Genomic DNA, 26,435 nt, shown 5'->3' with positions numbered 1-26,435 from the left:
GCGGCGTCGGCTGTTGCGTCTGATTGGTAGGGTGGTGTCATGAGCGAACCAAGCTTCGATGTCCTTGCATTGGCCCCCGCAGCCTGGGCGCATCCCGGAGTCGCCGTGTCGGCGGCGCGAGCGGGCGGCGTCGGTCTGCTGGATCTCGAGTTCTGCACCGACGCGGGGCTCGCGCATGCGAACTTCGCGCGACTGCTGAGCGCCACGTCGGGCTCCGTCGGCCTGCATGTTCCGGCCGCGCAATTCGAACTCGCGCGCGACTTGCTCGCGCATGCGGGCGAGCGCGCGCTGACCGTGCTGCTCTCGGGGCCGTTCGACGGCTTGAAGTCGCTCGACGGGGCCGTGCTTGCGCATCACCGCACGTGGCTGCAAGTCACGCGGGCCGACGATCTCGACGTGCAGCTCGCGGCGCTGCCGAAGGTCACCGGCCTCGTCGCCAAGGGCCATGAGGCTCCGGGCTGGGTCGGTGAGGATTCGAGCTACATCCTGATCCAGAAACTCCTGCGCAAGACCTCGCTGCCGATCTATGTGCGCGGCGGCGTCGGCCTGCACACGGCGGCCGGTTGTCGTGCGGCCGGCGCGGCCGGCGTGGTGCTCGACGATCAGGTTCTGCTGCTCGACGATTCGGCGCTGCCCGAAAGCCTCAAGAACGAACTCGCGCGCCTGGTCGGTGCCGAGACGCGGCTGTTCGGCGAGCTCATCGATGCGCCCTGCCGCGTTTATGCCAAGCCCGCTGCGGCACAGCTCAAGCACGCTGACGCGGATGCAAGGCTCGCCGAAGCCGGAACGCTGGCGATCGAATCCTGGCGGCAGGCCCTCGACGCGCGCATCGGCTGGGACGAAGCCTCGCTGCTTCCGGTGGGCCAGGGCATCGGTGCCGCGGCGATCTATCGCGCGCGTTTCAAGCGCATCGGACGCCTGATTCAGGCCTTGCGCAAAAGCAGTTTCGACGCGCTGCGGCAGGCTGCCGAACTCGGTCATCTGGCCGAAGGCAGCGCGCTCGCGCAATCGCAGGGCACGCGCTATCCGCTCGCCCAGGGGCCGATGACGCGCGTCTCCGACAGCCCGGCTTTCGCGGCGAGCGTGACCGAAAACGGCGCGCTGCCGTTTCTCGCGCTCGCGCTGATGCGCGGTGACCAGGTGCTCGACATGCTCGAGCAGACCGCGGCGCTCGCGGGCGATCGCGCCTGGGGCGTCGGCATGCTCGGCTTCATTCCGCAGGCCCTGCGCGACGAGCAGTGCGAGGCGATCTGGAAGTGCAAGCCGCCGTATGCGCTGATCGCGGGCGGGCGTCCGGACCAGGCCGCGGCTTTCGAATCGCGCGGCATCAAGACCTACATCCACGCGCCGGCGCCGGCGCTGCTCAAGATGTATCTCGAACAGGGCGCCAAGCGCTTCGTGTTCGAAGGCCGCGAATGCGGCGGCCATATCGGCCCGATCGCGAGTTTCCCGCTGTGGGAGCAGATGATCGAGGTGCTGCTCGAGAACGTGAAGCCCGGCAGCGAAGCCGACATTCACCTGCTGTTCGCGGGCGGCATCAGCGATGCGCGCTCGGGCGCGATGCTCGCCGCGCTGACGGCGCCGCTCGCCGCGCGTGGCATGAAGGTCGGCGCGCTGATGGGCACCGCGTATCTGTTCACGCACGAGATCGTCGCCACTGGCGCGATCGTGCAGGGCTTCCAGGAGCAGGCCGTGGCCTGCGCGCGCACCGTCAATCTCGAAACCGGGCCGGGCCATGCGACGCGTTGCGCGGACACGAAATTCGCGCACGACTTTTTCGAGGCGCGCCGCGCGCTCATGCGCGAGAACCGCAATGCCGACGAGATTCGAGACACGCTCGAAGACCTGAACCTCGGCCGTTTGCGCATCGCCTCCAAAGGCAAGAACCGCGACGAGTCCGGCAAGGTCGTCGACATCGATCCGGCGCAGCAGCTGACCGATGGCATGTACATGATCGGCCAGGTGGCGACGCTCACCGATGCGCCGCTGTCGATCGCCGAACTGCACGATCGCGTCAGCAACGGCGGCCACGCGCTGTTGCAGCGGTTCGACGACGCGGTCTCGGTCCGGATCGAAAAGGCGCAGCCGAGCGACATCGCGATCGTCGGCATCGGCCTGATGCTGCCGAAGGCGCAGGACGCCGAAGCGTATTGGGACAACGTGCTCGGCAAGGTCAACGCGATCACAGAAGTGCCGCGCGATCGCTGGGACTGGCGCCTGTACTTCGACGCCGACCGCAACGCCAAGGACAAGATCTACAGCAAGTGGGGCGGCTTCATCGACGAGGTGCTGTTCGACCCGACGCGCTACGGCATTCCGCCGAACTCGATGAAGTCGATCGATCCGCTGCAGCTGCTCACGCTCGAAGCGGTCAATCGCGCGCTCGAAGACGCCGGGCTCGACCAGAGCCATGCGGATTTCGATCGCGAGCACACCAGCGTGATTCTCGGTGCGAGCGGAGGCGCGGGCGACCTCGGCCTGCAATACGGCGTGCGCTCGGAGCTTCCGCGCTTCGTCGCCGATCTCGATGCCGACGCCTACAAGCGCCTGCCCGAGTGGAGCAACGAATCCTTCGCCGGCGTGCTGCTCAATGTGGCCGCGGGCCGCGTCACCAACCGCATGGATTTCGGCGGGCTCAACTTCACGATCGACGCGGCCTGCGCCTCGTCGCTCGCGGCGCTGTCGATGGCCTGCAACGAACTCGAATCGGGGCGCAGCAACGTCGCCATCACCGGCGGCGTCGACACCGTGCAGAGCCCCTATGGCTTCATGTGCTTCGCCAAGACCGGCGCGCTGTCGCCCGATGGCAAGGCCAAGGCTTTCGACAAGAAGGCCGACGGCATCGTGATCTCGGAAGGCGTCACGATGGTGGTGCTCAAGCGCCTGGCCGACGCCGAAGCCGCGGGCGATCGCATCTATGCGGTGATCAAGGCGGTGGCCGGATCGAGCGACGGCAAGGCGCTCGGCATGACCGCTCCGCGTCCGGACGGGCAGATTCGCGCGCTCAACCGTGCTTACGGCAAGGCCGGCTTCTCTCCCGCGACGCTCGGCATGCTCGAAGCGCACGGCACCGGAACCGCCGTCGGCGACAAGGCCGAAGCGGAGACGATCACGCGCGCGCTGAAAGCGCATGGCGCGTCGGCGAAAACGGTCGCGCTCGGCTCGGTGAAAACCATCCTTGGCCACACCAAGGCCAGCGCGGGTATCGCGGGCCTGGTGAAACTCGCGCTCTCGCTGCATCACCGCGTGCTGCCGGCGCACGCCAATGTCGACGATCCTCTGGATGCGATCGCCGAGCAATCCTCGCCGGCCTTCCTGCTCAAGGAGCCCAAGCCCTGGCTCGCGAACGTCGATGGAACGCCGCGTCGCGGCGGTGTCTCCGCGTTCGGTTTCGGCGGCACCAATTTCCATGCGGTGCTCGAGGAGTATCGCGACGGCATGGCGCACGCCGAAGTGCCGGGCGCTCGCAGCTGGACGCAGGAACTCATCGTGTTTCGCGCGGCCGATGCGGCGAGTCTCAAGGCCGATGTCGAACGCGTACTCGAACTCGCGAAAGCCGGCCCGCGACTCAAGCTTGCGCTGCTCGCCGCGAGCCTTGCTCGTGAAGCCGACCGCAAGCGGGGCTCGCGTGCGCTGCTCGCGTTCGCGACGCGCAATCGCGCCACGCTGATCGCCGATCTCGAACTCGCGCTCGCCAGACTCGCGGGCGATGCCAAGCCGCTGCCGCCGCACATCAAGCTCGCGCTCGAGCGTCCGCTCACGGCGCCGACGCTCGCCTTCGTGTTTCCGGGGCAGGGCGCGCAGTACGTCAACATGGGCCTGGAGTCCGCGCTGTTCGTCGAAGAACTGCGCTCCGCGCTCGAACGCGCCGATCGCACGCTCGCGACGCTGTTGCCCGAGCGCTTGTCGCGCCGCGTCTGGCCGGAGTCCGCGTTCAATGCGGCCATCGAGGTCGCGCAGCAACAGCAACTGACCGATACCCGTTACGCCCAGCCGGCGATCGGCACGCTCTCGCTCGGCTATCTCAATCTCGCGCGCCGGCTCGGCTTGCAGGCGGTTGCGACGGCCGGTCACAGCTATGGCGAATTCGCGGCGCTGCATGCGGCCGGTGTGATCGACGAAGCCGATTTCCTCAAGCTCTCGGCCACGCGCGGCAGCGTGATGGCCGCAGCGGCAAGCAGCGGAACGCCGGGCGGCATGGCGGCGGTCTCCGCTGCGCGCGACAAGGTCGCCGATGCGATCGCGGCATTCGCGGGTGTGAAAGTCGCCAATCACAACGCGCCCGAGCAGACCGTCATTTCGGGCCCGGCGGCGCAGATCGATGCGGCCGTCGCGGCCTTGTCGGCTGCCGGCTTGCGGGTGACCCGGCTGCCGGTTTCGGGCGCTTTCCATACCGAACTCATGGAGCCCGCGAAAGCGCCGCTGTCGGCGGCGATCGCCGACGCCAGCTTCAACGCGCCGACGATCGCGGTGTACTCGAACGGTAGCGGTGCGCGCTATCCGGAATCGATCGCCGCGATGCGCGCCCAGCTCGATGCGCATCTGCTATCCAGCGTCGAGTTCGTGCGCGAGATCGAGGCGATGTACGCCGATGGCGTGCGCGTGTTTCTCGAACTCGGTCCCAAGAGCATTCTGAGCAACATGATCGGCGCGACGCTCGCCGGTCGCGATGCGCGCTGCGTGTCGCTCGACGGGCAGGGCGGTGGTTTGCGCGGCCTGCTGTCGGGCCTTGCCGACTTGCTCGCGGCCGGTGTCGATTTCGAACTTTCGCGCTTGTTCGCGGGACGCCCGATCGAAGCCCTGCCGCTCGCTCGCGTCGCCGAGCTCGCCAAGCCCGCGACGGTCAAGCCCACCGCCTGGTATCTGTCGGGCGGCTATGCGCGCCCGCATGCCGACCCGATCAAGCGTACCGGCGTCGAGCCGCCGATGACGCTCGAAAAGGCCGCCGAGGCCAAGCAGGCGATCGTGCAGAAGATCGCCGATTCGCTGCCGAAGCCAGAGCCTGTCGTCGTGCAGGCAGCGGCTCCCGTTTCGGCGCCGGTTCACGCTCCGGCGATGCCGGTTGCGGCGTCGGCGCAAAGCGGCGATGCGCTCGCGGCGTATCACGAAACCATGCGCCAGTTCCTGAGCTTGCAGGAACGCGTGATGGCGCAATTCCTCGGTGGTTCTGCCGCGCCTGCGGCGATGCCGATGGCGGCTCCGGTGCAGATGCCTGTGCATGTGGTGGCGCCTGTGCAGGTTCCCGTTGCTGCGCCGGTTCAAATTCCGGCACCGGTCGTCGTGGTTGCTCCTGCCGTGATGGTTGCAGCCGTGCCGACACCGGCAGCATCCGCAGCGCCGACGCTCGACACCGCAGCGCTTTCCGCGATGCTGCTGCGTCTGGTCGCCGATCGCACGGGGTATCCGGAAGACATGCTGTCGCTCGATGCCGATCTCGAAGCCGAGCTCGGCATCGATTCGATCAAGCGTGTCGAGATCGCCGGCAGCTTGCAGAAGGCGCTGCCGGCCGCACTCGGCGAGGCGATGCAATCGCAAATGGAGCGCTATACGCGCGCCAAGACCTTGCGTGCGATCGTCGAGCCGCTCGCAGGCATCGCCTCGACCTTGCTGCCGGCCGCAGCGACGTCGATCGCGGTGACGCAGTCGGTTGCGTCGACGATGCCTTCCCCGGCGGCTCCGCCTGTTTCGATCGACGTACAGGCCTCGCTGCTCAAGCTCGTCGCCGATCGCACGGGCTATCCGGAAGACATGCTGTCGCTCGATGCCGATCTCGAGGCCGACCTCGGCATCGATTCGATCAAGCGCGTCGAGATCGTCGGCGCGTTCCAGAAATCGCTGCCGGCTTCGGTTTCCGAAGCCTTGCAGTCGCAGATGGAGAAGCTCACGCGGGCGAAGAACCTGCGCAGCATCGTCGATGCCGTGCAGCCGCTGCTGTCCTCCGCGGTGCCGGTCTCGATCACGGTCTCCGTGACGGCTCCCGCGCCGCTCGCAGTTGCGGCCGCCGTCTCGTTCGATGCGCGCGACCTGCTGCTGACGATCGTCGCCGATCGCACCGGCTACCCGTCCGAAATGCTTGCGCTCGATGCGGACCTCGAAGCCGATCTCGGCATCGATTCGATCAAGCGCGTCGAAATCGTCGGCGCGCTGCAGAAGCAGCTGCCGACCGAGATCGGCGCTGCGATGCAGGCCGCGATGGAAAGCTTCACGCGCGCCAAGTCGCTCGCGACGATCCTCGAACGCCTGTCCGCGCTCGGTGCTTCGTCGCCCGCATCGGCGGCCGTCGCCGCGGCGCCGGTCATCGTGCAGGCGAGCGTTGCGACGAGCTTCGATGCGCGCGAACTGCTGCTGGGCATCGTCGCCGATCGCACCGGCTACCCGGCGGAAATGCTTGCGCTCGACGCGGATCTCGAAGCTGATCTCGGCATCGATTCGATCAAGCGCGTCGAGATCGTCGGCGCGCTGCAGAAGCAGCTGCCGACCGAGATCGGCGCTGCGATGCAGGCCGCGATGGAGAGTTTCACGCGGGCCAAGTCGCTCGCGATCATTCTCGAACGCATCGCTGCCCTGGGCTCCGGGTCCGCTGCGCCGAGCATCCCGAGTGCACCGATCCCGACGGCTGCGAGCGAACCCGTCGTCGCGCAAGCCGCCGACGTGCCCCGATACGTGATCCGCCCGCGTCCGGCTCCGCTGACCGGCGCCCGCGTAAAGCTGAGCGGTCCGGTCATCGTCGCAGGCGGACGCGATGCCATCGTGCTGCCACTGATCAGGCGGCTCGAGAGCGCCGGGCTCAAGCCGATCCGCCTCGATGCGATCGATGCGGCGACGCTGGCGTCCTCGGTCGCCCGCATTCGCGCGGAACACGGCGTCATCGCTGGCGTGATTCATCTGCACGGCTTGTCCGAAGACCAGCCGCAGACGCTCGTCGAATGGCAGCAGCTCGGCGAGCGCAGCGTGATTTCGCTGTTCCGCCTGCTGCAGCCGATCGGCGAGGGGCTCGCGAACATTCGCGTGATCGCCGCGAGCCGTCTCGGCGGAACCTTCGGCCGCGATGCGGTCGGCCCCGGCACGCCGCTCGCGGGCGGCCTCAACGGCATGCTCAATTGCGTGCGCGACGAGTATCCGCAAGCGACTTTGCGCGCGGTCGACTTCAACGGCCAGACCGACGACACCATCGCCTCGCATCTCGCCGACGAGCTGCTCGCCGACGATCGCAGCGTCGAAGCCGGCCACACCGGCGATGCGCGCTACAGCGTGGCGACCGTCGAAGAAGCGCTGGCCGACACGCCGTTCGCACCGCATCTGCAACCCGCTGCGGATTGGGTCGTGCTGGCGACCGGCGGTGCGCGCGGTATCACCGCCGAGCTGCTCGAAGAAATGGTGGTTCCGGGCATCACGCTCGTGCTGCTCGGCCGCACGCCGGAGCCGGCACCTGAATCATCAATTTTTGGGGGCGCCATCGCGAGCGCGACCGACCCGGCCTCGCTCAAGCGCGTGCTGATCGAGCAGATGCGCGAGCGCGGTGAAATGCCCAAGCCCGTCGAGATCGATCGCGCGGTACAGAAGATCCTGACCGAGCGCGAAGTGCGCGCGAACCTGCAACGCCTGCGTGCCAAGGGGGCGACCGTCGGCTACTTCGCCTGCGACGTGCGCAACGAGGCGGCGTTCGGCGGCGTGATCGATGGCATTTACGCGAACTATGGCCGCATCGACGCGGTGCTGCATGGCGCGGGCGTGATCGAGGACAAGCGCATCGCCGACAAGTCCGACGATTCGTTCGCGCGCGTGCTCAACACCAAGCTCGATTCGAGCTTCATCCTCACGCAGAAGCTCAGGCCCGAAACGCTCAAGCTGCTGGTGTTCTTCACCTCGGTCGCGGGTCGCTACGGCAATCGCGGGCAGATCGACTACGCCGCCGCCAACGAGGCCTGCAATCGCCTGGCCTGGACGCTGTCGCGTCGCTGGCCCGAAACGCGCGTGATCGCGGCGAACTGGGGACCGTGGGACGCCGGCATGGCGAGCGAAGGCGTGAAGCGCCAGTTCCGCGAGCGCGGCATCGAGCCGATTCCGGTCGACGGCGGACGCCGCTACTTCCTGCGCGAGCTCGCCTGCGGACCCAAGCACGAAGTCGAACTCGTGATCGGCAAAGGGCCTTGGCAGCAAGCCGAAGTGGCGAGCGTGTCGAGCAAGGCGGCGGCTTCGCAGTATCCGCTCGTGCGTGGCCCTTTGCGCATGGGCGCGGGCGGCGCGCTCGTGCTCACGCATCGCTTCGGGCTCGACAGCGATCCCTATCTCGGCGATCACATGATCGACGGCAAGCCCGTTCTGCCTGCAGCGGCTGCGACCGAATGGGTCGCGCAGGTCGTCGGCCAGGGCTGGCCGGGCTGGCAGGTCGCCGAAGTACAGGAGCTGCGCACGCTGGCCGGCGTGGTGCTCGAACCCGGCGCGACGCGCGAGATCGAAATCCGCGCCAAGGCCACGAGCCATTCGGGCCCCGGCGAGCAGACCGTGACGGTCGATATCGCCGATCCAACGCGCAAGGCGCCGCTGTATCGCGCCTCCGTACGGCTCGTCGAACATCTCGAGGCGCCCGTCGTCGATGTGCCGCAGCCGATAGCAGGCCTGCGCATGGACCCGCATCAGACCTACGAGCGCATGCTGTTCCATACCGGTCGTTTCCGCCTGTTGACCGGGATCACGGCGGTGGCGCCGGCCGGCGTCGATGCGATGGTGTCGCCGAGTTCGCTTGGCGAGTGGATCGATGCCGAGGGCGAGTGGCTGTTCGACCCGGGCCTCATCGACGTGGCCGCGCAGCTCGCCTGGATCTGGGGACGCACGCACAGGCAGCAATCGGCGCTGCCGAGCCGCTTCGGACGTGTGCTGCGCGTGCCGGGCCTGCCGAAGCCCAAGGGCTCGCTGTCGCTGCGCTTCCGCATCAAGCCGGCCGATCACGATCAGGCGGTGCGCTACGATGCGGTGTTCATCGACGAAGAAGGGCGAGTGCGACTGGCGATGCTCGATGCCGAAAGCACCTTGAGCGCCGCGCTCAATCGCATCGGCAGCGAGCGTCTTTGATGGCCGCTCCGGTCGACATCGCGATCATCGGCCTGTCGGGCTGCTACGCGGGCGCGGCCAACGCGCAGCGCTATTGGCAGAACATTCTCGACAAGGTCGATGCGGTGGCGCCCGCGGATGAGGAGTGGACGCGTCACTTTCTCGACCGCGATCACTGGCAGCAGCGCAACGATCGCATCTACACGAACCGTGGCGGCTTTTTGCGCGATCTCGCGGTGATCGATCCGACCGAATATGGCGTGATGCCGAGCCAGGCCGACGGCGGCGACCCCGATCATCTGCTCGCCTTGAAGCATGCGGGCGATGCGCTCGCCGACGCGGGCTATCGCAAGAAGGATTTCGATCGCCAGCGCGCCGGCGTGATCCTCGGCCGCGGCACCTACACCAATCGCGGCCAGGCCAATGTGCTCGCGCATGCGCTGTTCGTCGACGAGCTGATGGATGCGGTGCGCGGCCTGCGGCCTGATTTTTCCGAAGCCGAAATGCGCGATCTGCATGCCAGGCTCAAGCAGCAGCTGCCGCCTTACAGCGGCGAACTCGTCGGCCAGCTCACGCCGAACGTCATCACCGGTCTGATCTGCAATCGTCTCGATCTGATGGGTCCCAACTACATCGTCGACGCGGCCTGTGCTTCGACGATGATGGCGCTCGACCAGGCGGTGCGCGAACTCGTCACCGGGCGCTGCGATCTGATGATCACGGGCGGCGTGCAGGCGCAGACGCCGCCGCAGCTCTATGTGCAGTTCACGCAGATCAAGGCGCTGTCGAACGGCCAGCTGCGTCCGTTCCAGAAAGGCCATTCGGGCACCTTGCTCGGTGAAGGCGTCGGCATGCTCGTGCTCAAGCGCCTTGCCGATGCCGAGCGCGACGGCGATCGCGTCTACAGCGTCATCAAGGGCATCGGCGTGGCGTCGGACGGTCGCGCCAAGGGCCTGCTGACGCCGCGGCCAGAAGGCGAAGTGCTCGCGATGCGCCGCGCCTACGAATCGAGCGGCATCGATCCGCATACGATCGATCTCATCGAAGCGCATGGCACCGGCACCGATGTCGGCGATCGCACCGAGATCGACACGCTCAAGGCGATCTACGGCGGCCGCGGCATCGGCCCGCAGATCGCGATCGGAACGGTCAAGTCGATGATCGGCCATTGCCTGCCGGCATCGGGCTCGGCTTCGCTGATCAAGACCGCGCTCGCGCTGCATCACAAGGTGCTGCCGCCGACGCTCTGCGACGAGCCCGATCCGGAATTGCGGCTCGACCAGTCGCCGCTGTATCTGAATACCGAAACGCGCCCGTGGGTGCACGGCAAGTCGCATGCGCGTCGGGCCGGCGTGAATGCCTTCGGCTTCGGCGGCATCAACGCGCACGTGATTCTCGAGGAATATCGCGGACCGTCGAAGACGCAGGTGCAGGTTCTGCACCGTCCTGCACCGACCGAACTCGTATTGCTCGCTGCGAATTCGCCCGCCGAACTCGCGAGCAAGGCAGCCGCGATGCTCAGGCACGTCGAAGCCGGCGCCGACCTCGCGGTGCTCGCCAAGGCCAGTGTCGCGCAGACCGCGGGCGCGCATCGTCTCGCGATCGTCGCAGACGACATCGCCGATCTCGGCAAGAAGCTCGCGCAGGCGATCGACAAGCTGCAGCGTGCGGATGCCAAGCCGTTCAAGACGCGCTCGGGCCTGCACTACGGAACGGGCGCCGCGCCCGGAAAACTGTGCTTCGTCTATCCGGGCGAAGGTGCGCAGTACCCCAACATGCTCGCCGATCTGTGCCTGCAGTTTCCGCAGGTGCGCGACTGGTTCGATTTCATCGAGCGCACCGCGCTCGAAACCGGCCGCGAATCACGCGCCTCGGCGGTCTTTGCGGCTCCGACCGGCTACGACGAGGCGCAGCGCAAGGCGCTCGAAGCACGGCTGTTCGAAATGGATGTGGCGGCCGAGAGTGTGTTCGCCGCGAGCATGGCGATTCAAAGCCTGCTCGATGACCTGAAGCTCGCGCCCGATGCGATGCTCGGCCACAGCACCGGCGAGAACACCGCCGTGACCGCCTGCGGCGTGCGCCGCTTCAAGACGCGCGAAGAGATCGCCGAATCGGTGCGCGACCTGAACCTGATCTTCCGCAAGCTCGAAGCCGAAGGACGCATCGCCGAAGGCACGCTGCTGACGATCGGCGCCCTGCGTGGCGAAATGCGCGAAGCGCTGCTCGCCGATCCGGGTTCGATGCAGGTGGCGATGGACAACTGTCCGAACCAGCTGGTGATGTTCGGTCCGCCGGATGAAGCGCAGGCGCTGGCCAAGAAGCTCGCGGAAGAAGGCGCGATCTGCCAGGAGCTGCCGTTCGGCCGCGCGTATCACACGCCGCTGTTCAAGCCGCTCGCCGACGCGTACCGCGAGTATTTCCGCGAGGCCGATTTCGGTCGCGGACGCACGACGCTGTATTCGGCGCGTTCGGTGGCGCCGTTTCCGACCGAGCCCGATGCGATTCGCGAGCTTGCGGCCCAGCAATGGGAAAACCCGGTTCGCTTCACCGACACGCTGCGCAAGCTCTACGACGACGGCTATCGCGTGTTCGTCGAAGTGGGCCCGAGCGGCAACCTGACTTCTTTCGTTTCCGACACCTTGCGCGGCGTCGACGACGTGATCGCGGTATCGAGCAACAGCCGCCGCAAGGCCGACATGGCGCAGCTGCATGCGATGCTCGCGCAGCTGTTCGCCTGCGGCGTGAGCTTCGATCCGGCCGCGCTGTATGCGCACCGGCGCATCGATGGCGAGATCGATCTGCTCGCCGAGCCCGTCAAATCCACGCGCCGCACGATCACGCTCAAGCTGCAGATGCCGACGCTGCGCATGCCGCAGGACTGGGCTCCGGCCAAGCGTCCGCTGCCGGTGCCGGCGAGCGAAGCGCCGAAGCCTGCGGTCGTGGCCGGGCCCAGGCCGGTCGACGCGACGCTGCCACAGGCGGCGATCGCCACGCCCGCGACACCGATCGATCCGCGCATGGCCGCGCTCCAATCGCACTTCGCGCTGATGCAGGATTTCATGCAGTCGCAGGCGCGCGTGCTCGGCATCAGCGCCGGCATCGGTAGCGGTGCAGCGGCCGCCGTCGCCTCGGCCGCGCCCCTCGCGACGAGGGGCGATGATCTCGATCCGCAGTATCCGCTGCTCGGCCGCATCGTCGAACTCGACGCCGCGCATCTGCTCAGCGAACGCGTCTACAGCGTCGAAACCGATCCGTTCCTGCTCGACCACGCGATGGGCGAGGCGCCGTCCGGGCGCAACGCCAAGCTGCTTCCGCTGATCGTGGTGCCGTTCACCTTCAGCGTCGAGATCATCGCCGAGGCCGCCTGCCGGCTCTGCGGCGATGCGCTCAAGGTCACCGTGGTCGAGAACGCGCGCGGCCATCGCTGGCTGGCGCTCGACGAGCTCGGAAAGCTGTCACTGCGCATCGTTGCCGAGCGCCAGCCTTCGCCCGATGCGACACCGCGCGTCGCGGTGAAGCTGTTCCAGCTCGATACGAACGAGGCCAAGCCCTTGCTCGTGTTCGAAGGCCATGTCTTGCTCGCGGATCGCTATTTGCTTGCACCGACGCCGATGCCGGCGCTCGCGCAGCCGCTCAACGCGGCGCGCAACAATCCGGCCGGCGAGCTCTACCGTCATGGCATGTTCCACGGTCCGCGCCTGCAGGGCGTCAAGCGGCTGCGCGGCTGGAACGAGCAGGGCATCGAAGCCGACATGGCGACGATTCCGACGCACGATTATTTCGGCTTCACGCAAACGCCGCGCTTGCGCACCGACCCGGCGCTGCTCGATGCGGCCGGCCAGCTCGCCGGATTCTGGCTCACCGAGAAACTGAGCTGGGAGTACAACTGCTTCCCGTTCCAGATCGGGCGCTACGAGCAGTACGCCGATCCGCAGCCCGCGTCGCGCGCGATGCTCGGCCGCGGCGAGTTCCGTCTCGAAGGGCTCAAGCTCGATTGCCAGTTCGATCTGCTCGATGCCCATGGCGCGCTGCTCTCACGCGCTACCGGCTGGGAGGATCGCAAGTACGCGGTGCCGCAGAACCTGTTCCAGCTGCGCCTGGCACCCTTGCGGCACTCGCTGTCGCTGCCGACGCTGCAGCGCGAACTCGCGTCGTCGGGGCTCGTCGCACGGCGCATCGATGCCTTCGACGAGGGCTATCTCGAACAGGGCGGGGCGGTGTGGATGCGCCTGCTCGCGCATCTGACGCTGACCGAGCGCGAGCGTCACGAGTTCTATCGCGTGCTGCCGCGCAGCGGCCCGCGCCGCGAGGAATGGCTGCTCGGCCGCGTCTGTGCCAAAGAGGCCGTGCGCGAATGGGCCGCACGCGAATGGCAGCTCGATATCGCGGGCGCGGATATCGAGATCGGCTATCGCGACAGCGGTGCGCCTTGCGTCGTTTCGGTGCCCGGCTGGCCCGAAGGCATGGCGCTGCCGGCGGTTTCGATCAGCCATAGCCGCCGCTCGGCGGTGGCGGTCTGCGGCAACAGTGCGATGCTCGGCATCGATTTTTTGCCGCATCAGGCGATCGAGCGCGTCAACGTGGACGACTTGATCGCCGGCGCATTCACGCTCGCGGAGGCGCAGGCCTTCATCCACGGCTGGCCCAAGAGCGATCAGCGCCGCGCCGCGACGGCGCTTTGGTGTTCGAAGGAAGCCGCCGCCAAGGCATCCGGCACGGGTCTTGAAGGAAAACCCCAGGAGTGGGTGATCGCCAGCGCGAATCTCGAGCGCCGGGCATCCAATCAGCCACTCGTGAGCGTACGCAGGGGCGGAATCGATTACGACGTCGAGCTCTACTTCGGCGGCGATGCCCTGATCGCGCTGTGTCGAAAGGCCAGCGCGGCGACGGTGAAGGCCGTGGCGCAGCCGCGTGAGATGAACGATGGCGCGGTGCAGCGCATCAGCTGATCGCCCGGTGATCATCGGGCGATCCACGATGCGCGAGGCGAACCATAACGAGATGGATAACGAACAAGCGAGGAACCTGCCATGAGCGCGCAGAACAGCAAGACCAAGACACTCTTCATCGGCCTCGACGGCTGCACCTACACGGTGCTCGACGAGATGACGCGCGAGCTGCCGGACGTGGGCGTGACCATGCCGTTTCTCGCCAGGCTGCTCAAAGGCGGCGTGCGCGCCAAGCTGCGCTCGACGCCGAACCCGCTGACGCCGCCGGCCTGGACCAGCATCATGACCGGCAAGAATCCGGGCGCGCACGGCGTGTTCGATTTCATCCGCGCCGAAGACAAGGGCGGCGAGGTCTACTGGACGCTCTACGACAGCCGCGACGTCGATTCGGAAATGATCTGGTCGATCGCCAATCGCAACGGCAAGAAGATCGCGGCGCTCAATTTTCCGCTCACGGCGCCGCCGCCTCCCGAAACCAGCGGCGTCATCGTTCCGGGCTTCATTCCGGCCAAGCATCTGCGCCGCAACAGCCATCCGAGCGGGCTGTTCGAGACGCTCAAGAGCGAGATTCCGGGCTTCGATCCCAAGGAACTGGCCTGGGATTTCGACAACGAGAAGCAGGCTACCGAAGTGCTCTCGGAGGAAGAGACCTACAAGTGGGTGAGCTATCACCTGCCGCGCGAGCACCAGTGGTTCCAGGTCGCCGAGTACGTGCTCAAGACCGAGCAGCCCGAGCTCATGGCGGTGATGTTCGACGGCACCGACAAGATCCAGCATCAGGCCTGGCCGTATCTCGATCCGGCGCTGCTCAAGAACGATCCGAGCGCGCACGACCTGCGCATGCGCGAGGTCTGCCTCGAATACTTCCGCAACGTCGACGATTACATCGAGCAGCTCGTCAAGCTCTGCGGCCCGGACGTGCAGGTGTTCTTCGCGTCAGACCATGGTTTCACCGCCTCGGTCGAAGTGCTGCGCATCAACGTGTTCCTCGAAGAGAAGGGTTACCTGAAGTGGGCCGTCAACGACGGCAGCGAGCAGGCGCTGCGCCGCGAGGCTTCTGATTTCGCCAACCTGGACTGGAGCAAGACCACCGCGTACTGCCGCACGCCGTCGAGCAACGGCATCCATATCCGCGTGGCGAACCAGCCCGGCGAGCCGGGCATCAAGCCCGAAGAATACGAGAGCTTCCGCGAAAGGCTCATCGCCGATCTGAAATCGCTGCGCAACGAAGACGGCGAGCCCGTGGTCGTCGACGTGCTCAAGCGCGAGGAGTGGTTCCCGGGCGCGCACATGGACAAGGCCTGCGATCTGACGCTGGTGCTGCGAGACAACGGCTTCGTCTCGATCCGCAACATCCAGCCGGCCGTGGTCAAGCGGCCGACGCCGGCCGGCACGCATCATCCGGACGGCATCTTCATGGCGGCGGGCGCGGGCATCGTCGCGGCCGACATGGTCGAGCGCCGCGATATTCGCGATGTCTGTCCGACATTGCTTTACAGCCTCGGTCTGGCGATTCCCAAAGACATGGAAGGCAAGGTCGCGGATACTTTCTTTACCGATGCCTACAAGGCCGCCCATCCGCAGAAAAAAGGCGCGCCGACCAGGAAGTCCCAGCGCCAGGCCGGCGAAGACATGGATGCGTCGGAGAAGCAGCAGATCATCGAGCAGCTGCAGATGCTCGGCTACATGGAATGAATCTATAGGGGAGCCAGTTCTGGCGGGTCATGGAAGAACATAGTGTGGGCGAGGGAAGGCCTCTGTTCGAGGCCGGGTTGGGCGGGGTTGGTATCGGTGCAGGACTGCATGGAAGCTTGCGCTTCGAGCGGCCGTGCTGGCCGCAGGGGCACAGGCTCAAGCACTGCACCATGGGGGCCTTCACGTTCTTCAACGCAGCGGGCATGACGAGCGCGTTCCGTGTGCATTTCGGGCGCTACGCGCAAATCGGCGAATCGTCGATCCTCGGTCCGCCCGAGCATCCGCAGGACTGGTTCAGCTCGCACCCGTTCGCGTTCACGCGGCCGCGTTTCACGCCGGGCATGTACGAATTCGAGGAGTTCGCGCGGCTCGCGCCGGAGGCCGAAGGCGGGCCTTCGTACGTCGATACCGTGCCGTCCGAGACCTTCATCGGCCACGAGGCCTATGTCGGGGCGGGCTGCTTCGTGAAGCGCGGCGTCACGATCGGCCCGGGCGCGACGATAGGCGCCCGCTCGGTGGTCACGCGCGATATTCCGGCCTATGCGATCGCGGTCGGCTCTCCGGCTCGCGTGATCAGGCTGCGCTTCGGCGAATCCATCGTCGAACGCCTGCTCAAACTCGAGTGGTGGCGCTACGACCTGGCTCCGTTCAAGAAGCAGGTGGACTATTCCAAGATGGAAGCGACACTGGCCTTCTTCGAGCAGAAGCTCGCGGACGGCGAGCTCGAAGCGCTGCGGCCGCCGACCTACCACGTCTCCAGGAGCGCACAGGGCCTGCGGATCGATAAACTGGCGACACCTCTCTACTACAACGATTAAAACCTTATGAGCGCCACGAGCGAGGAACTGGTCGGCAAGCTGGCCGAGCTGTTGCAGGATTTCACTCAGGACTGGGATAACGAATTCGAAGGCGAGATGACGCGGCAGACCAAGCTGCTCGCCGACCTCGGCTTCGAGTCGATCGACATCATCCAGCTCGTCGTCGCCATCGAGGAGATGGTCGGCAAGCGCAAGCTTCCGTTCAACGAGCTGCTCATGCGGGACGGCCGCTACGTCGACGATCTGTCGATCGGCCAGATCGCCGATTTCCTCGCCACCAAGCTCTGAGTCGCGGCACTTGAAGCTCGCCTGGCAGCAGATCGGCGAAGGGCCCGATCTGGTCTTCGTGCATGGGCTCGCGGCGAGCCGGGCGTTCTGGTTCGCGCAGTACGCGCTGCCGCTCGCCGGCCGCTATCGCTGCACGCTCTACGATTTGCGCGGGCACGGCTACAGCGAGGCGGCGGATGCGGGCTATTCGGCGAGCGCGCAGGCCGATGATCTCGCCGCGGTGCTCGACGAGGCCGGCATCGAGCGCTGCGGGCTCGTCGGGCATAGCTACGGCGGCGGCGTGGCGCTGGAATTCGCCGTGCGCAATCCGCAGCGTGTTTCGTCGCTCTGCATCATGGATACCAAGGTCAACGCCTTGCAGCCCCGGCAGATGCTCGCCGACATGCCGTATCTGTCCGCGTTCGAGATCGAAGTGGCCAAGCGTTCCGGCATCGATTGGGATCGGGAGGAACAGATCGGCCTGCGCTTCCTCGAAGCCGTGGCCCGGCTCAAGACCTCGGGTGAAGAGATTCCGACGCGCGATTCGGTGACGCCGTTCGGCGAAGGCCGCGGCGCCCTGCGCACGGCCAGGGCCTGGGTCGAGCTGATCGACAAGCCCGGCGTACGCGAGGAGCTGCTGATGGCGGGCGCCGATGCGCAGACCATCGCCTCGCGGCTGGCCGACGTGCGCCTGCTGCTGATCTACGGCGAGCTGTCGCGCTGCATGCCCTCGTGCCGGAGCTTGCAGGGCCTGCTGCCGAAGGCCGAAGTCGAGATCGTGCCGGGCGGCGGGCATTTCTTTCCGCTTTCTCACGCGCAGAGCGTGCGGTCGCGGCTGGAAGCTTTTGTTGCGGTCTGAGCTGGAGGCTATCGAGTGTCGATTCCGAACTATCGCGGCTACGTGTTCACGCTGATCGCGATCTACGCGGTGCTTTGGGCGGTGCTGGCGATCGCGCCGTTCGATCGCCACGACTGGCTGCTCGAAAACGTGCTCGTGCTGCTGTTCGGCGTCGGCCTGTTCGCCCTGCACAGGCAGTTCGTGTTCTCGCGCATTTCGTACACGCTGATCTTCGTCTTCATGTGCCTGCACGCGGTCGGCAGCCATTACACCTACGCCGAGGTGCCGTACGAGCAGGCCTGGCAGGCGCTCACGGGGCGCAGCTTCAACGCCATGCTCGGATGGGAGCGCAACAACTTCGACCGGCTCGTGCACTTCTCGTACGGCCTGCTGCTGGCGTATCCGCTGCGCGAAATCTTTCTGCGCGTGGCCGATGCGCGCGGCTTCTGGGGTTACTTCCTGCCGCTGGACTTCACGCTGTCGACCTCGGCGCTTTACGAGCTCGTCGAGTGGGCAGCGGCCGAGTTCTTCGGCGGTGATCTCGGTGTGGCCTACCTCGGCACCCAGGGCGACGTCTGGGACGCGCAGAAGGACATGGGCTGCGCGGGAACCGGGGCGCTGATCGCCATGCTGATCACCGCTGGGCTCAACTTCCGGCTGCAGCGGGATTTCGCCCGCGAATGGAGCGAGAGCCTGCGCATCAAGAGCGAGCTTCCGCTCGGCGAAAACGAGATCGCGCGCCTGCTCGGGGAGCGGCGCGGGCGGGTCGACTGAAGGCTCCAGCCTCGCCCGGATGGGCGATGGTAAATGCCGATCCAGCTGGGCCGAAGCGATCCGGCGCTTGGTATAGTTGAGAAGAATTCTCAATTGTCGGGGCGTCTGGGGAGATGGGTACGACGTGGAAGAAGGCTCGGGGCTGGCCTGCGCTGATGTTGATCGCCTGCGCGGCGGCCCAGGCGCAGAGCGCGGATGAGAGCCAGCCTGCGCGGGAGCCGGTTTCCGCGATCCCGCTCGAATCCCCTGCCTCCGAGACGCTCGAGCGCTCGACGGACGAACCCTCCGATCGGGTCGAGACGGCCATCGAAACGGTGATCGTGACGGGCGAGCTGCTGCGTCGCGAGATCGTCCAGACCACCAGCAGCGTCGCGGTCAGGAGCGGGGCCGAGATCGAGCGCAGCACCGCGCGCGATGTCTACGACGTGATCCGCGCCACGCCCAACGCAAGCCTCGAAGACAGTGACTACGGCGTCGGCGGCATGACCCTGCGCGGCATCGGCAGCTACGGGGCCAGCGGCTCCGGCGCGTATGCGTCGTACGGCACCACGTCGGTCGTCGTGCTCGATGGCGTCGGCCTGCCGCGCTCGGCGCTCGCGTACGCCGATCTGTCCGCCTTCGATCTCGATACGGTCGAAATCTTCCGCGGTCCGCAGTCGACCAGCCAGGGCCGCAATGCCATGGCCGGCGCGGTGATTCTCAACAGCGTCGCTCCGCAAGCGCTGGCTCGCTTCTCGCCGCAGTTGCGCGGGCGCTTCGCCGCCGGCGAACACGGAGTGCGCCAGTACGCCGGCGCCGCCGAAGCCACGCTGTGGCCGGATGCGCTGGCGATGCGCGTGGTGATCGACGATCGCCGCGACGACGGCGACATCACCAACGCGACGCGCGACGACGACCACGCGTCGCGGCGTGACAGCCGCAGCCTGCGCGCGAGGCTGGCGTTTACGCCAGGCGGTGCGGACGGCGCCTACAAGGCGCTGCTGAGCGTGATGGACCTGCAGCGCTTCCAGGGCAGCACCTATGTTCCGCTCGCCAACGAGCGCAGCCGCGTCTCGCTGAGCGATGCGCCGCAGGATTACGACAACCAGGCCCAGCTCTACGCGCTGAACCAATCGCTGCGCTTCGGCGATGCCTGGGAGCTGCGTGCCGTCAGCGCCTGGTTCCGCTCCAAGACCCTGAGCCATTTCGATATCGACTACGGCGCCGAATCCGGCGGCGCGACCACGCAGTGGGAAGACTCCGACGGCTTTTCGCAGGAGCTGCGGCTGAGCTATCTCGGCGAGCGCCTGCACGGCACTTTCGGCGCGTACTACTACGACGAGAAGAACCGCGACGATTCCAGCGGCTTCATCAACCTCAACTTCCTGATCGGCCTTCCCGCGCCGCAGCTCGGCAACGTGGTGTACGACTCGGGCTCGCCGTCCAAGGTGAAGGACATGGCGCTGTTCGGCGAGCTCGACTGGCTGCTGACCGAGCGGCTCACGCTGACCGGCGGACTGCGCGTCGATCGCGAGAAGAACAGCCGCGTCACCACCTCGAGCTACGACGGCGACTCACTCGCCTCCAGGCTGCTGGTCGCCTCGCTGCAGGGCTCGGTGCTGCCGCCGGACGGCTCGGTGCCGGTGTCGCGCGAGTTCTCCGAGGTGATGCCCAAGCTCGGCCTTCGCTACGAGCTGTTCGACGGCTGGTTTCTCGGCGCCACGTATTCCGAGGGCTATCGTCCGGGCGGCGACGGCTACAACGCGGTGTCCGGACGCCAGTTCAGCTTCGATTCCGAGCGCACGCAGAACACCGAGCTGTCGCTCAAGGGCAGCTACCGGCCGTGGCGCGTGCAGAGCGCGCTGAACCTGTTCTACACGCGCTGGAGCGACATGCAGATCCAGCTCGGCGAAGGTGTCGACAACTACATGGGCAACACCGGGCCGGCCTACGTTCGCGGCGGCGAGTTCGAGTTCCAGTGGCGCGCGCATCGCATGCTGCAGCTCATCGGCGGCTACGGCGTCACCTGGGGCCGCTTCGCGAGCGACATGGCGCCGGTGGCCAACGGCGCCGACTATTCCGGCAACCGCCTGCCGAAAGCGCCCGAATACACCGGCACCGTCGCGCTCGAGATCAACCCCTGGCGGAGTCTGCTGATCCGCCCGGACATCACCTTCGTGGGCAGCGCGGCGGCCAACTCCGACAACGAGCCGCTGCACGAGCTGCCGGCGTTTCACCTGGTCAATGTCGCCGTGCGCTGGCAGATCGGCCATTTCGGGCTGTTCTTCTCGGGCACCAACCTGACCGACGAGACGTATCGTCGCGATGCCAACCGCTACAACACCTCGCAGATCGATGTCGTCAGCCTCGGCGAGCACCGGCGCATGGTCGGTGGCTTCGAGCTGCAGTTCTGAGCAGGGTCCGGGCATGAGCAAGCCCACGCAAAAGAGCGGCGCCTCGCGCTGGTTTCGCGCCAATCTCTGGCTGCATCGCTGGGCCAGCCTCGTCGCCACGCTGCCGTTCCTGGTGCTCTGCATCACCGGAACCGTGCTGATCTTTCACGAAGAAATCGACCATGCCTTGGGCGTGGTGCCGACCGCGCAGAGCACGGGCGGCGACGCGCAATCGATGGCGCGTGCGATCGCCACCGTGCAGGCCGCGTATCCGGACGAGCGCGTGCTCAGCACGGGTATCGATCCGGACGATCATCCGGGCGTGCAGCTCGTCGTCACCGGGCCGAAGGCGAACCAGGATTTCACCGGCGCGCAGCTGCGCTTCGTCGATCTGGCCTCGGCGCAGCTGATCGGCGAATCGAATCCGCAGAAGACGCTGACGGGCCTTCTGCTCGAGCTGCATGCGCAGTGGTTTCTCGGGCCGGCGGGCGAGCTGCTCGGCGCGCTGATCGCGCTGTTCGTGCTGCTGTCCCTGCTGTCCGGGCTCGTCGTCTACGCGCCTTACGTCAAGCGCATCGCCTTCGGCGTCCTGCGTCGTGGCAAGGATGCGCGTCTGCTGCAGCTGGACCTGCACAACTTCATCGGCATGGTGGTGCTCGGTTGGGCGCTGGTGGTGACGATCACGGGTTTTCTGCTCGGCTTTTCGACGATCGCGATCGGGGTCTGGCAAGCGACCGAGCTGCACGACTTGCAGCGCATGGCCGATGCGGCCGAGCCGGTCGACGTGCTGAATCCGCCGATCGACCTCGATCGCGTATTCGCGGCGGCACGCTCCACGGCCGAAGCGGGCTGGCACGTGGAGACGGTGATCTTTCCGGGCACCACGTTCTCGACGCCGCGCCACTACACCGCGCTGCTCGTCGGCGACGAAGGCATTCAGCAGCGCTTGTTCCGCGTCGCGGCGATCGATGCGGCAACCGGCGAAGTCGCCGCCGCCGTGCAGCCGCCCGCATATCTGAAAGCCATCGTGCTGTCGCAGCCGCTGCACTTCGGCGACTACGGCGGCTTGCTGCTCAAGCTGCTGTGGACGCTGTGCAGCTGGCTGACCCTGTTCATCACCGCGAACGGCGCCTGGCTCTGGTGGGATCGGCGTCGCAGGCGCGTACCGAAAGCGGCCGGAGCGCCGGCATGAGCGCGCGGTCCCGTCTGTTGCCGCTGCTCGCGCTTTCGCTGCTGAGCGCGGGCGCCATCATCGGCATGCTGCTCGTTGACGGCGTCTGGGACTATGCGCTTCTGCTGTTCGCGGCTTCGCCGCTGATCGTGGGCGCGGAACGCGCCTGGTTGCAGCGCAAGGCGCGAGCGAAGGAGTCGAAAGCATGAGCACGGACATCGCCGACGTCGCCGGTCTCGAAGCCTGCATCGGCAAGACGCCAGGGCCGATGCATCTCAAGGTCATCGATCATCTCGACGCCGGTGCGCAGCGCTGGGCGGCGAGCTCGCCATTCTGCTTCGCCGCATTTGGAAATCGCAGTGGCGAAAGCGATCTGCGCATCAGCGCATGCGGCGGTGAGCCTGGATTCACGCATGCGATGGACGCCTCGACGCTGGCCTTGTCGCGGGCCGCGATGGACGATGCGGGCATCGCGCGGATCGGGCAGGGTTTCGGCGCCTTGTTTCTGACGCCCGGCATCGGCGAAACCTTGCGCGTCAATGGCCGCGTCGCAGGCATCGATCGCGACCGCATCGAGATCGCGGTCGAGGAATGCTTCGTGCATTGCGCGAAAGCCTTGATTCGCTCGGGCTTCTGGTCGGCACGGCCGGCGACGCCAGCGACGAACGGCGACGAGGCGTTTCTGTTCGCAAGCCGCTTCATGGCGCTCGCGACGATGGATGCGCAAGGCCACGCCGACGTGAGCCCGAAGGGTGATCCGCAAGGCGCCCTGCTGCGTCTGCACGAAGGCGCGGTCTGGTATGCGGACAGGCCCGGCAATCGTCGTGCGGATGGCTTTCGGAACATCCTCACGCAGCCGCGCATCGCCGCGGTGGCGCTGATCCCGGGCTCGACGCGGATTGCGCTCGTAAGCGGTATCGGGCGCATCGGCACCGATGCACGCATGCGCGAGCTGTTCGCTGTGGAAGGCAAGACGCCCATCGTGGCGACGCGCGTCGAGCATCCGCGCATCGAATTGCGTGAGAGCCAGGCCGTGGCGCGTGCGCGCTTGTGGCCGGTCGGAGAGGTCGCCCAAGGCATCGATCCGGCGGCGCTGATGGTGGCGCACGTCAAGCACAGCAAGCATAAAGGCCTGCAGGCGAGTCTCGTGCGTGCCGCGATCTCGATTCCGGGCTTCATGGAGAAAGGCCTGGCGATCGACTACAAGCGCAATCTGTACTGAAGGCTTCGCCGACAGCGGCCCAACAAAAACGCCGCCCTTGCGGGCGGCGTCTGCATCTGCATCGGTTCGAGTCGGGCTTCAGCGGTGATAGCGCACCTGCTCGTAGCGGTCATGCTTGTGATCATGCTGGTGGTTTTTTCGATGATCGTAGCGACGGTTGTCGCGGTGGTCGTGACGATGGTCATGGCGATGATTGTCATAGCGCGAATAGCGATAGTCGCGGTTGCGCTGATCGTAGTAGCGAGCCTCGTTGCGACGATCCTTCTTGTCGTCGTAGTGATCGCCAACCGCCACGCCCAGGCCCGCGCCGGCCACCGCGCCGATCGCAGCGCCCTGGTTGCCGCCGACGCTGTGGCCGACGACACCGCCCAAGACCGCGCCGATCACGCCGCCTGTGGCCTTGTCGCTGGCGGAGCTGGGGGCCGACACCCCGGCCATCAGAACGGCGGCCAGGACAATCGCGGGCTTGAAGATCTTGTTCATGACGTTGCTCCTTTCTGCATTGAACCTCTCTTGAGGTCGAGTCCAGACTAGGCCTGGACTGCGCAGACAATGTGCAGCGAATGTGGAATCGAGATGCGGGGTGCGGACAGCCGAGATTCAGTGGCGAACTGTCGGGGATAGACGGGCAGGCATTGCGACGATGCAAGGTTTTGACTGCCCGATCATGTCCGTTCGCATCGGCTTGTCAGGAGCGTATCGCCGTCGAGCCGGCAGCTGCGTACACGATCGGGGTCTTGGCCCGGTTTCAGCGCTGCGTGAATCCACGCGCGGTGATGAACAGTCTTTTGAGATCCACGCCCTGCGCCATCAGTGATTCGTAGACCGCGCTCTGCAGGGCCAGCAGGCCGATCTGGTCGCCCTGTATCGTCAGCGACTGGCGGTTGGCGTTGGTCACCGCAGTGACGATGCCGAGCGTCTCGGACGAACGCTGTTTTTCGATATCGGACATCAGCATGATTTCGGGGCTGCGCGATAGCGAGCGCGCCACTTGGTTGCGCACTGCGCGCCAGCGATCAGGCGTGACCACCGACTGGTTCACGATCTCCCAGGAGCCGATGTAATACGAGGTCAGCACGTCGGCGACGTTACGGCCTGAGTAGCCGAGCCGATTCAGCAGCGCATCGTAGTCGCGCCAGATCGCCCCGCTGAGCATCAGCGATTGGATGCGCGGCGCCTGCTTGGGATCGTAGCGCATCATGCGGCCGGCGATCTGCTCGTGCAGCGTGCGGCTGATGCTGTCGTTGGCCATGTAGAACAACTGCGCCGAAGCCACCGGCGCCAGTCCCATGGCCTGAACCGTCGAGGCCGAGGCCGGGGCACTGTTGCCGAGCACGCTGCGCTGTCCGGCTGCGAGCATCGGTCGTCCGACTTTCTCCAGCAGATCCTTCTGGCAGGAAGCCGACAGATAAAGCGCCGCCTGATCGGTCAGCTCGGGCTGGTTGAACGGTGAGGGTGCAGACCTTGCGGGGCCGACGACGAGCGCGGCGACGACAGCCAGCACATACGAAATTTTCATGGTTCTTCAGCGGCGGCGCTTGGGGGATCATCGCCATTGACGATCCTCGAAGTTTCAATGCAAGCGGTTTGCCGACTCGTGACGGCCCGGTGCTCGCCGGTGATCGGAGCCGGATTTTAAATGCTGAGGCCGCTGGAGGGCGATTCAGGCGGCTGCGAAGCTCGACATCAGGCCGCACAGCAGGGCCGCGAATACGATGGCTCGGGGGAATCGTCTTTGATTCAATGCCTTGCGGCGCACCGGAATGGCGACCGTAACGGTTCCCTGCACGCCGCTGACGATTTGGACGGTGGTCAGACCGATCATGGCCGTTCGCTCCCTTCGGCTTCGAAATCCGGGCCGCCCGAGGCGGCGTCGCGTGGTGATGCCCAGATGCTGTAGCCCCGACGCTCTGAATTCAAGCTGACCTCCAGCCAAAGCCGAGCCCACTCCGTCGAATCCGCGCCGCCGCGTCCAGAAAAAAGCCCGGTACGAGTCCGGGCTTTTTTTGCGGCTGAAGGGTCTGGCGCGGCTTAGAACGAATCGCCCGGCACGCGCACCCAGCCTTCCATCAGCACGCGCGCGGAGCGGCTCATGATGGCTTTCTTGACGACCCACTGGCCGTTCTCCTTCACCGCCGCCGCGCCGACGCGCAGCGAGCCCGACGGATGGCCGAAGCGCACCGCCTCGCGCTCGCCGCCGCCCGCCGCGAGATTCACCAGCGTTCCCGGAATGGCGGCGGCGGTGCCGATCGCCACTGCGGCCGTGCCCATCATCGCGTGGTGAAGCTTGCCCATCGACAGCGCGCGCACGTTGAGGTCGATGTCCTCGGCATTCACCTGCTTGCCGCTCGACGACAGGTAGCTCGCCGGCGGGGCCACGAACGCGACCTTGGGCGTGTGCTGACGCTTGGCGGCTTCGGACACGTCCTTGATCAGGCCCATGCGCAGCGCGCCATAGGCGCGAATCGTCTCGAACTTGAGCAGCGCCTCGGGACTGGTGTTGATCGCCTCGCGCAGCTCGGTGCCGGTGTAGCCGATCTCCTCGGCCTTGATGAATACGGTCGGGATGCCCGCATTGATCATCGTCGCCTTGAGCGTGCCGATGCCGGGCACTTCGAGATCGTCGACGAGGTTGCCGGTCGGGAACATCGAGCCGCCCTCGTCGCCTTCTTCGGCCGGATCGAGGAATTCGATCTGCACTTCGGCGGCCGGGAAGGTCACGCCGTCGAGCTCGAAATCACCGGTTTCCTGCACTTGTCCGTCGGTGATCGGCACGTGCGCGATGATGGTCTTGTTGATCTGCGTCTGCCAGATGCGAACGATGCAGATGCCGTCCTGCGGAACGCGCGCCGCGTCGACCAGACCGTTGCTGATCGCGAACGATCCGACCGCCGCCGTGAGGTTGCCGCAGTTGCCGGACCAATCGACGAAGGCCTTGTCGATCGATACCTGGCCGAAGCGATAGTCGACGTCGTGATCGGCCTTGTTGCTCTTGGACAGGATCACGGTCTTGGACGTCGAAGACGTGGCGCCGCCCATGCCGTCGATCTGCGCGCCATACGGATCGGGCGAGCCGATCACGCGCAGCAGCAGCTTGTCGCGCGCTTCGCCGGGGACTTGCGCCGCTTCGGGCAGATCGCTGAGCTTGAAGAAAACACCCTTGCTGGTGCCGCCACGCATGTAGGTGGCGGGGATTTTGATCTGGGGGACGCGGAGCATTGGTCTGTCCTCAATTCTCAAAGAAAAGAGGCGGCGCGTTGCCGGGCCGCCTCGGGAAT

General features: G+C 66.5%; 15 protein-coding genes. 11 read left to right on the top strand and 4 right to left on the bottom strand.

The features are described from left to right. Window positions 1–39 precede the first annotated feature (39 nt). From WQQ_RS00105 to WQQ_RS00055, 11 genes are all read left to right on the top strand, one after another. Complete coding sequence (locus tag WQQ_RS00105; RefSeq protein ID WP_040452747.1) at window positions 40–9,072, top strand: type I polyketide synthase; 9,033 nt, start codon at window positions 40–42, stop codon at window positions 9,070–9,072. Continuing rightward, window positions 9,072–14,000: a type I polyketide synthase gene (locus WQQ_RS00100; RefSeq protein ID WP_007183168.1), complete on the top strand. Its 4,929-nt coding sequence runs from the start codon at window positions 9,072–9,074 to the stop codon at window positions 13,998–14,000. Before WQQ_RS00105 ends, WQQ_RS00100 begins: the two co-directional genes overlap by 1 nt. A gap of 81 nt (window positions 14,001–14,081) precedes the next feature. Continuing rightward, window positions 14,082–15,695, top strand: coding sequence for an alkaline phosphatase family protein (locus tag WQQ_RS00095; protein ID WP_007183167.1), 1,614 nt, complete (start codon window positions 14,082–14,084; stop codon window positions 15,693–15,695). Between the two features lie 170 nt (window positions 15,696–15,865). After that, entirely contained in the window at window positions 15,866–16,513 is a 648-nt protein-coding gene (locus WQQ_RS00090; RefSeq protein ID WP_237714992.1) for a CatB-related O-acetyltransferase, read from the top strand. Window positions 16,514–16,519: 6 nt separating this feature from the next. Then, window positions 16,520–16,801, top strand: coding sequence for an acyl carrier protein (locus WQQ_RS00085; protein ID WP_007183165.1), 282 nt, complete (start codon window positions 16,520–16,522; stop codon window positions 16,799–16,801). A gap of 10 nt (window positions 16,802–16,811) precedes the next feature. After that, the gene (locus tag WQQ_RS22700; protein ID WP_007183164.1) at window positions 16,812–17,639 is read left to right on the top strand and encodes an alpha/beta fold hydrolase; all 828 of its coding nucleotides are present in this window, start codon (window positions 16,812–16,814) and stop codon (window positions 17,637–17,639) included. Window positions 17,640–17,654: 15 nt separating this feature from the next. Further along, window positions 17,655–18,392: a DUF2238 domain-containing protein gene (locus WQQ_RS00075; protein ID WP_007183163.1), complete on the top strand. Its 738-nt coding sequence runs from the start codon at window positions 17,655–17,657 to the stop codon at window positions 18,390–18,392. 113 nt (window positions 18,393–18,505) lie between these two features. Continuing rightward, window positions 18,506–20,785, top strand: a complete 2,280-nt coding sequence (locus WQQ_RS00070; RefSeq protein WP_040452745.1) for a TonB-dependent receptor — start codon at window positions 18,506–18,508, stop codon at window positions 20,783–20,785. A 13-nt stretch (window positions 20,786–20,798) separates the two neighbouring features. Continuing rightward, complete coding sequence (locus tag WQQ_RS00065) at window positions 20,799–21,956, top strand: PepSY-associated TM helix domain-containing protein (RefSeq protein ID WP_007183161.1); 1,158 nt, start codon at window positions 20,799–20,801, stop codon at window positions 21,954–21,956. Beyond that, entirely contained in the window at window positions 21,953–22,144 is a 192-nt protein-coding gene (locus WQQ_RS00060) for a hypothetical protein (protein WP_007183160.1), read from the top strand. The genes WQQ_RS00065 and WQQ_RS00060 overlap by 4 nt, the downstream gene beginning before the upstream one ends. After that, the gene (locus tag WQQ_RS00055; RefSeq protein WP_007183159.1) at window positions 22,141–23,157 is read left to right on the top strand and encodes a PNPOx family protein; all 1,017 of its coding nucleotides are present in this window, start codon (window positions 22,141–22,143) and stop codon (window positions 23,155–23,157) included. Before WQQ_RS00060 ends, WQQ_RS00055 begins: the two co-directional genes overlap by 4 nt. Before the next feature lie 78 nt (window positions 23,158–23,235). On the opposite strand, the gene WQQ_RS00050 is transcribed toward WQQ_RS00055, so the two are convergent. The 4 genes from WQQ_RS00050 to prpF form a co-directional block, all read right to left on the bottom strand. After that, window positions 23,236–23,640: a YMGG-like glycine zipper-containing protein gene (locus WQQ_RS00050; protein WP_007183158.1), complete on the bottom strand. Its 405-nt coding sequence runs from the start codon at window positions 23,638–23,640 to the stop codon at window positions 23,236–23,238. Between the two features lie 265 nt (window positions 23,641–23,905). Continuing rightward, window positions 23,906–24,676, bottom strand: a complete 771-nt coding sequence (locus tag WQQ_RS00045) for a DUF6683 family protein (RefSeq protein ID WP_007183157.1) — start codon at window positions 24,674–24,676, stop codon at window positions 23,906–23,908. 144 nt (window positions 24,677–24,820) lie between these two features. Continuing rightward, window positions 24,821–24,982, bottom strand: coding sequence for a hypothetical protein (locus WQQ_RS24065; RefSeq protein ID WP_007183156.1), 162 nt, complete (start codon window positions 24,980–24,982; stop codon window positions 24,821–24,823). Window positions 24,983–25,188: 206 nt separating this feature from the next. Then, window positions 25,189–26,376, bottom strand: a complete 1,188-nt coding sequence (prpF, locus tag WQQ_RS00040) for a 2-methylaconitate cis-trans isomerase PrpF (protein WP_040452737.1) — start codon at window positions 26,374–26,376, stop codon at window positions 25,189–25,191. Window positions 26,377–26,435: the final 59 nt, after the last annotated feature.

The sequence above is a fragment of the Hydrocarboniphaga effusa AP103 genome, assembly GCF_000271305.1.
Lineage (GTDB): Bacteria > Pseudomonadota > Gammaproteobacteria > Nevskiales > Nevskiaceae > Hydrocarboniphaga > Hydrocarboniphaga effusa.
This window is presented reverse-complemented; position numbering and strand designations above follow the sequence as displayed.

Excerpts from the sequence above, each read along its gene's own strand:
- WQQ_RS00050 (WP_007183158.1), bottom strand. The coding sequence starts at position 23,640 with ATGAACAAGATCTTCAAGCCCGCGATTGTCCTGGCCGCCGTTCTGATG.
- WQQ_RS24065 (WP_007183156.1), bottom strand. The coding sequence starts at position 24,982 with ATGATCGGTCTGACCACCGTCCAAATCGTCAGCGGCGTGCAGGGAACC.
- WQQ_RS00095 (WP_007183167.1), top strand. The coding sequence starts at position 14,082 with ATGAGCGCGCAGAACAGCAAGACCAAGACACTCTTCATCGGCCTCGAC.
- WQQ_RS00090 (WP_237714992.1), top strand. The coding sequence starts at position 15,866 with ATGGGGGCCTTCACGTTCTTCAACGCAGCGGGCATGACGAGCGCGTTC.
- WQQ_RS00100 (WP_007183168.1), top strand. The coding sequence starts at position 9,072 with ATGGCCGCTCCGGTCGACATCGCGATCATCGGCCTGTCGGGCTGCTAC.
- WQQ_RS00055 (WP_007183159.1), top strand. The coding sequence starts at position 22,141 with ATGAGCACGGACATCGCCGACGTCGCCGGTCTCGAAGCCTGCATCGGC.
- WQQ_RS00060 (WP_007183160.1), top strand. The coding sequence starts at position 21,953 with ATGAGCGCGCGGTCCCGTCTGTTGCCGCTGCTCGCGCTTTCGCTGCTG.
- WQQ_RS00070 (WP_040452745.1), top strand. The coding sequence starts at position 18,506 with ATGGGTACGACGTGGAAGAAGGCTCGGGGCTGGCCTGCGCTGATGTTG.
- prpF (WP_040452737.1), bottom strand. The coding sequence starts at position 26,376 with ATGCTCCGCGTCCCCCAGATCAAAATCCCCGCCACCTACATGCGTGGC.
- WQQ_RS00105 (WP_040452747.1), top strand. The coding sequence starts at position 40 with ATGAGCGAACCAAGCTTCGATGTCCTTGCATTGGCCCCCGCAGCCTGG.
- WQQ_RS00065 (WP_007183161.1), top strand. The coding sequence starts at position 20,799 with ATGAGCAAGCCCACGCAAAAGAGCGGCGCCTCGCGCTGGTTTCGCGCC.
- WQQ_RS00085 (WP_007183165.1), top strand. The coding sequence starts at position 16,520 with ATGAGCGCCACGAGCGAGGAACTGGTCGGCAAGCTGGCCGAGCTGTTG.
- WQQ_RS00045 (WP_007183157.1), bottom strand. The coding sequence starts at position 24,676 with ATGAAAATTTCGTATGTGCTGGCTGTCGTCGCCGCGCTCGTCGTCGGC.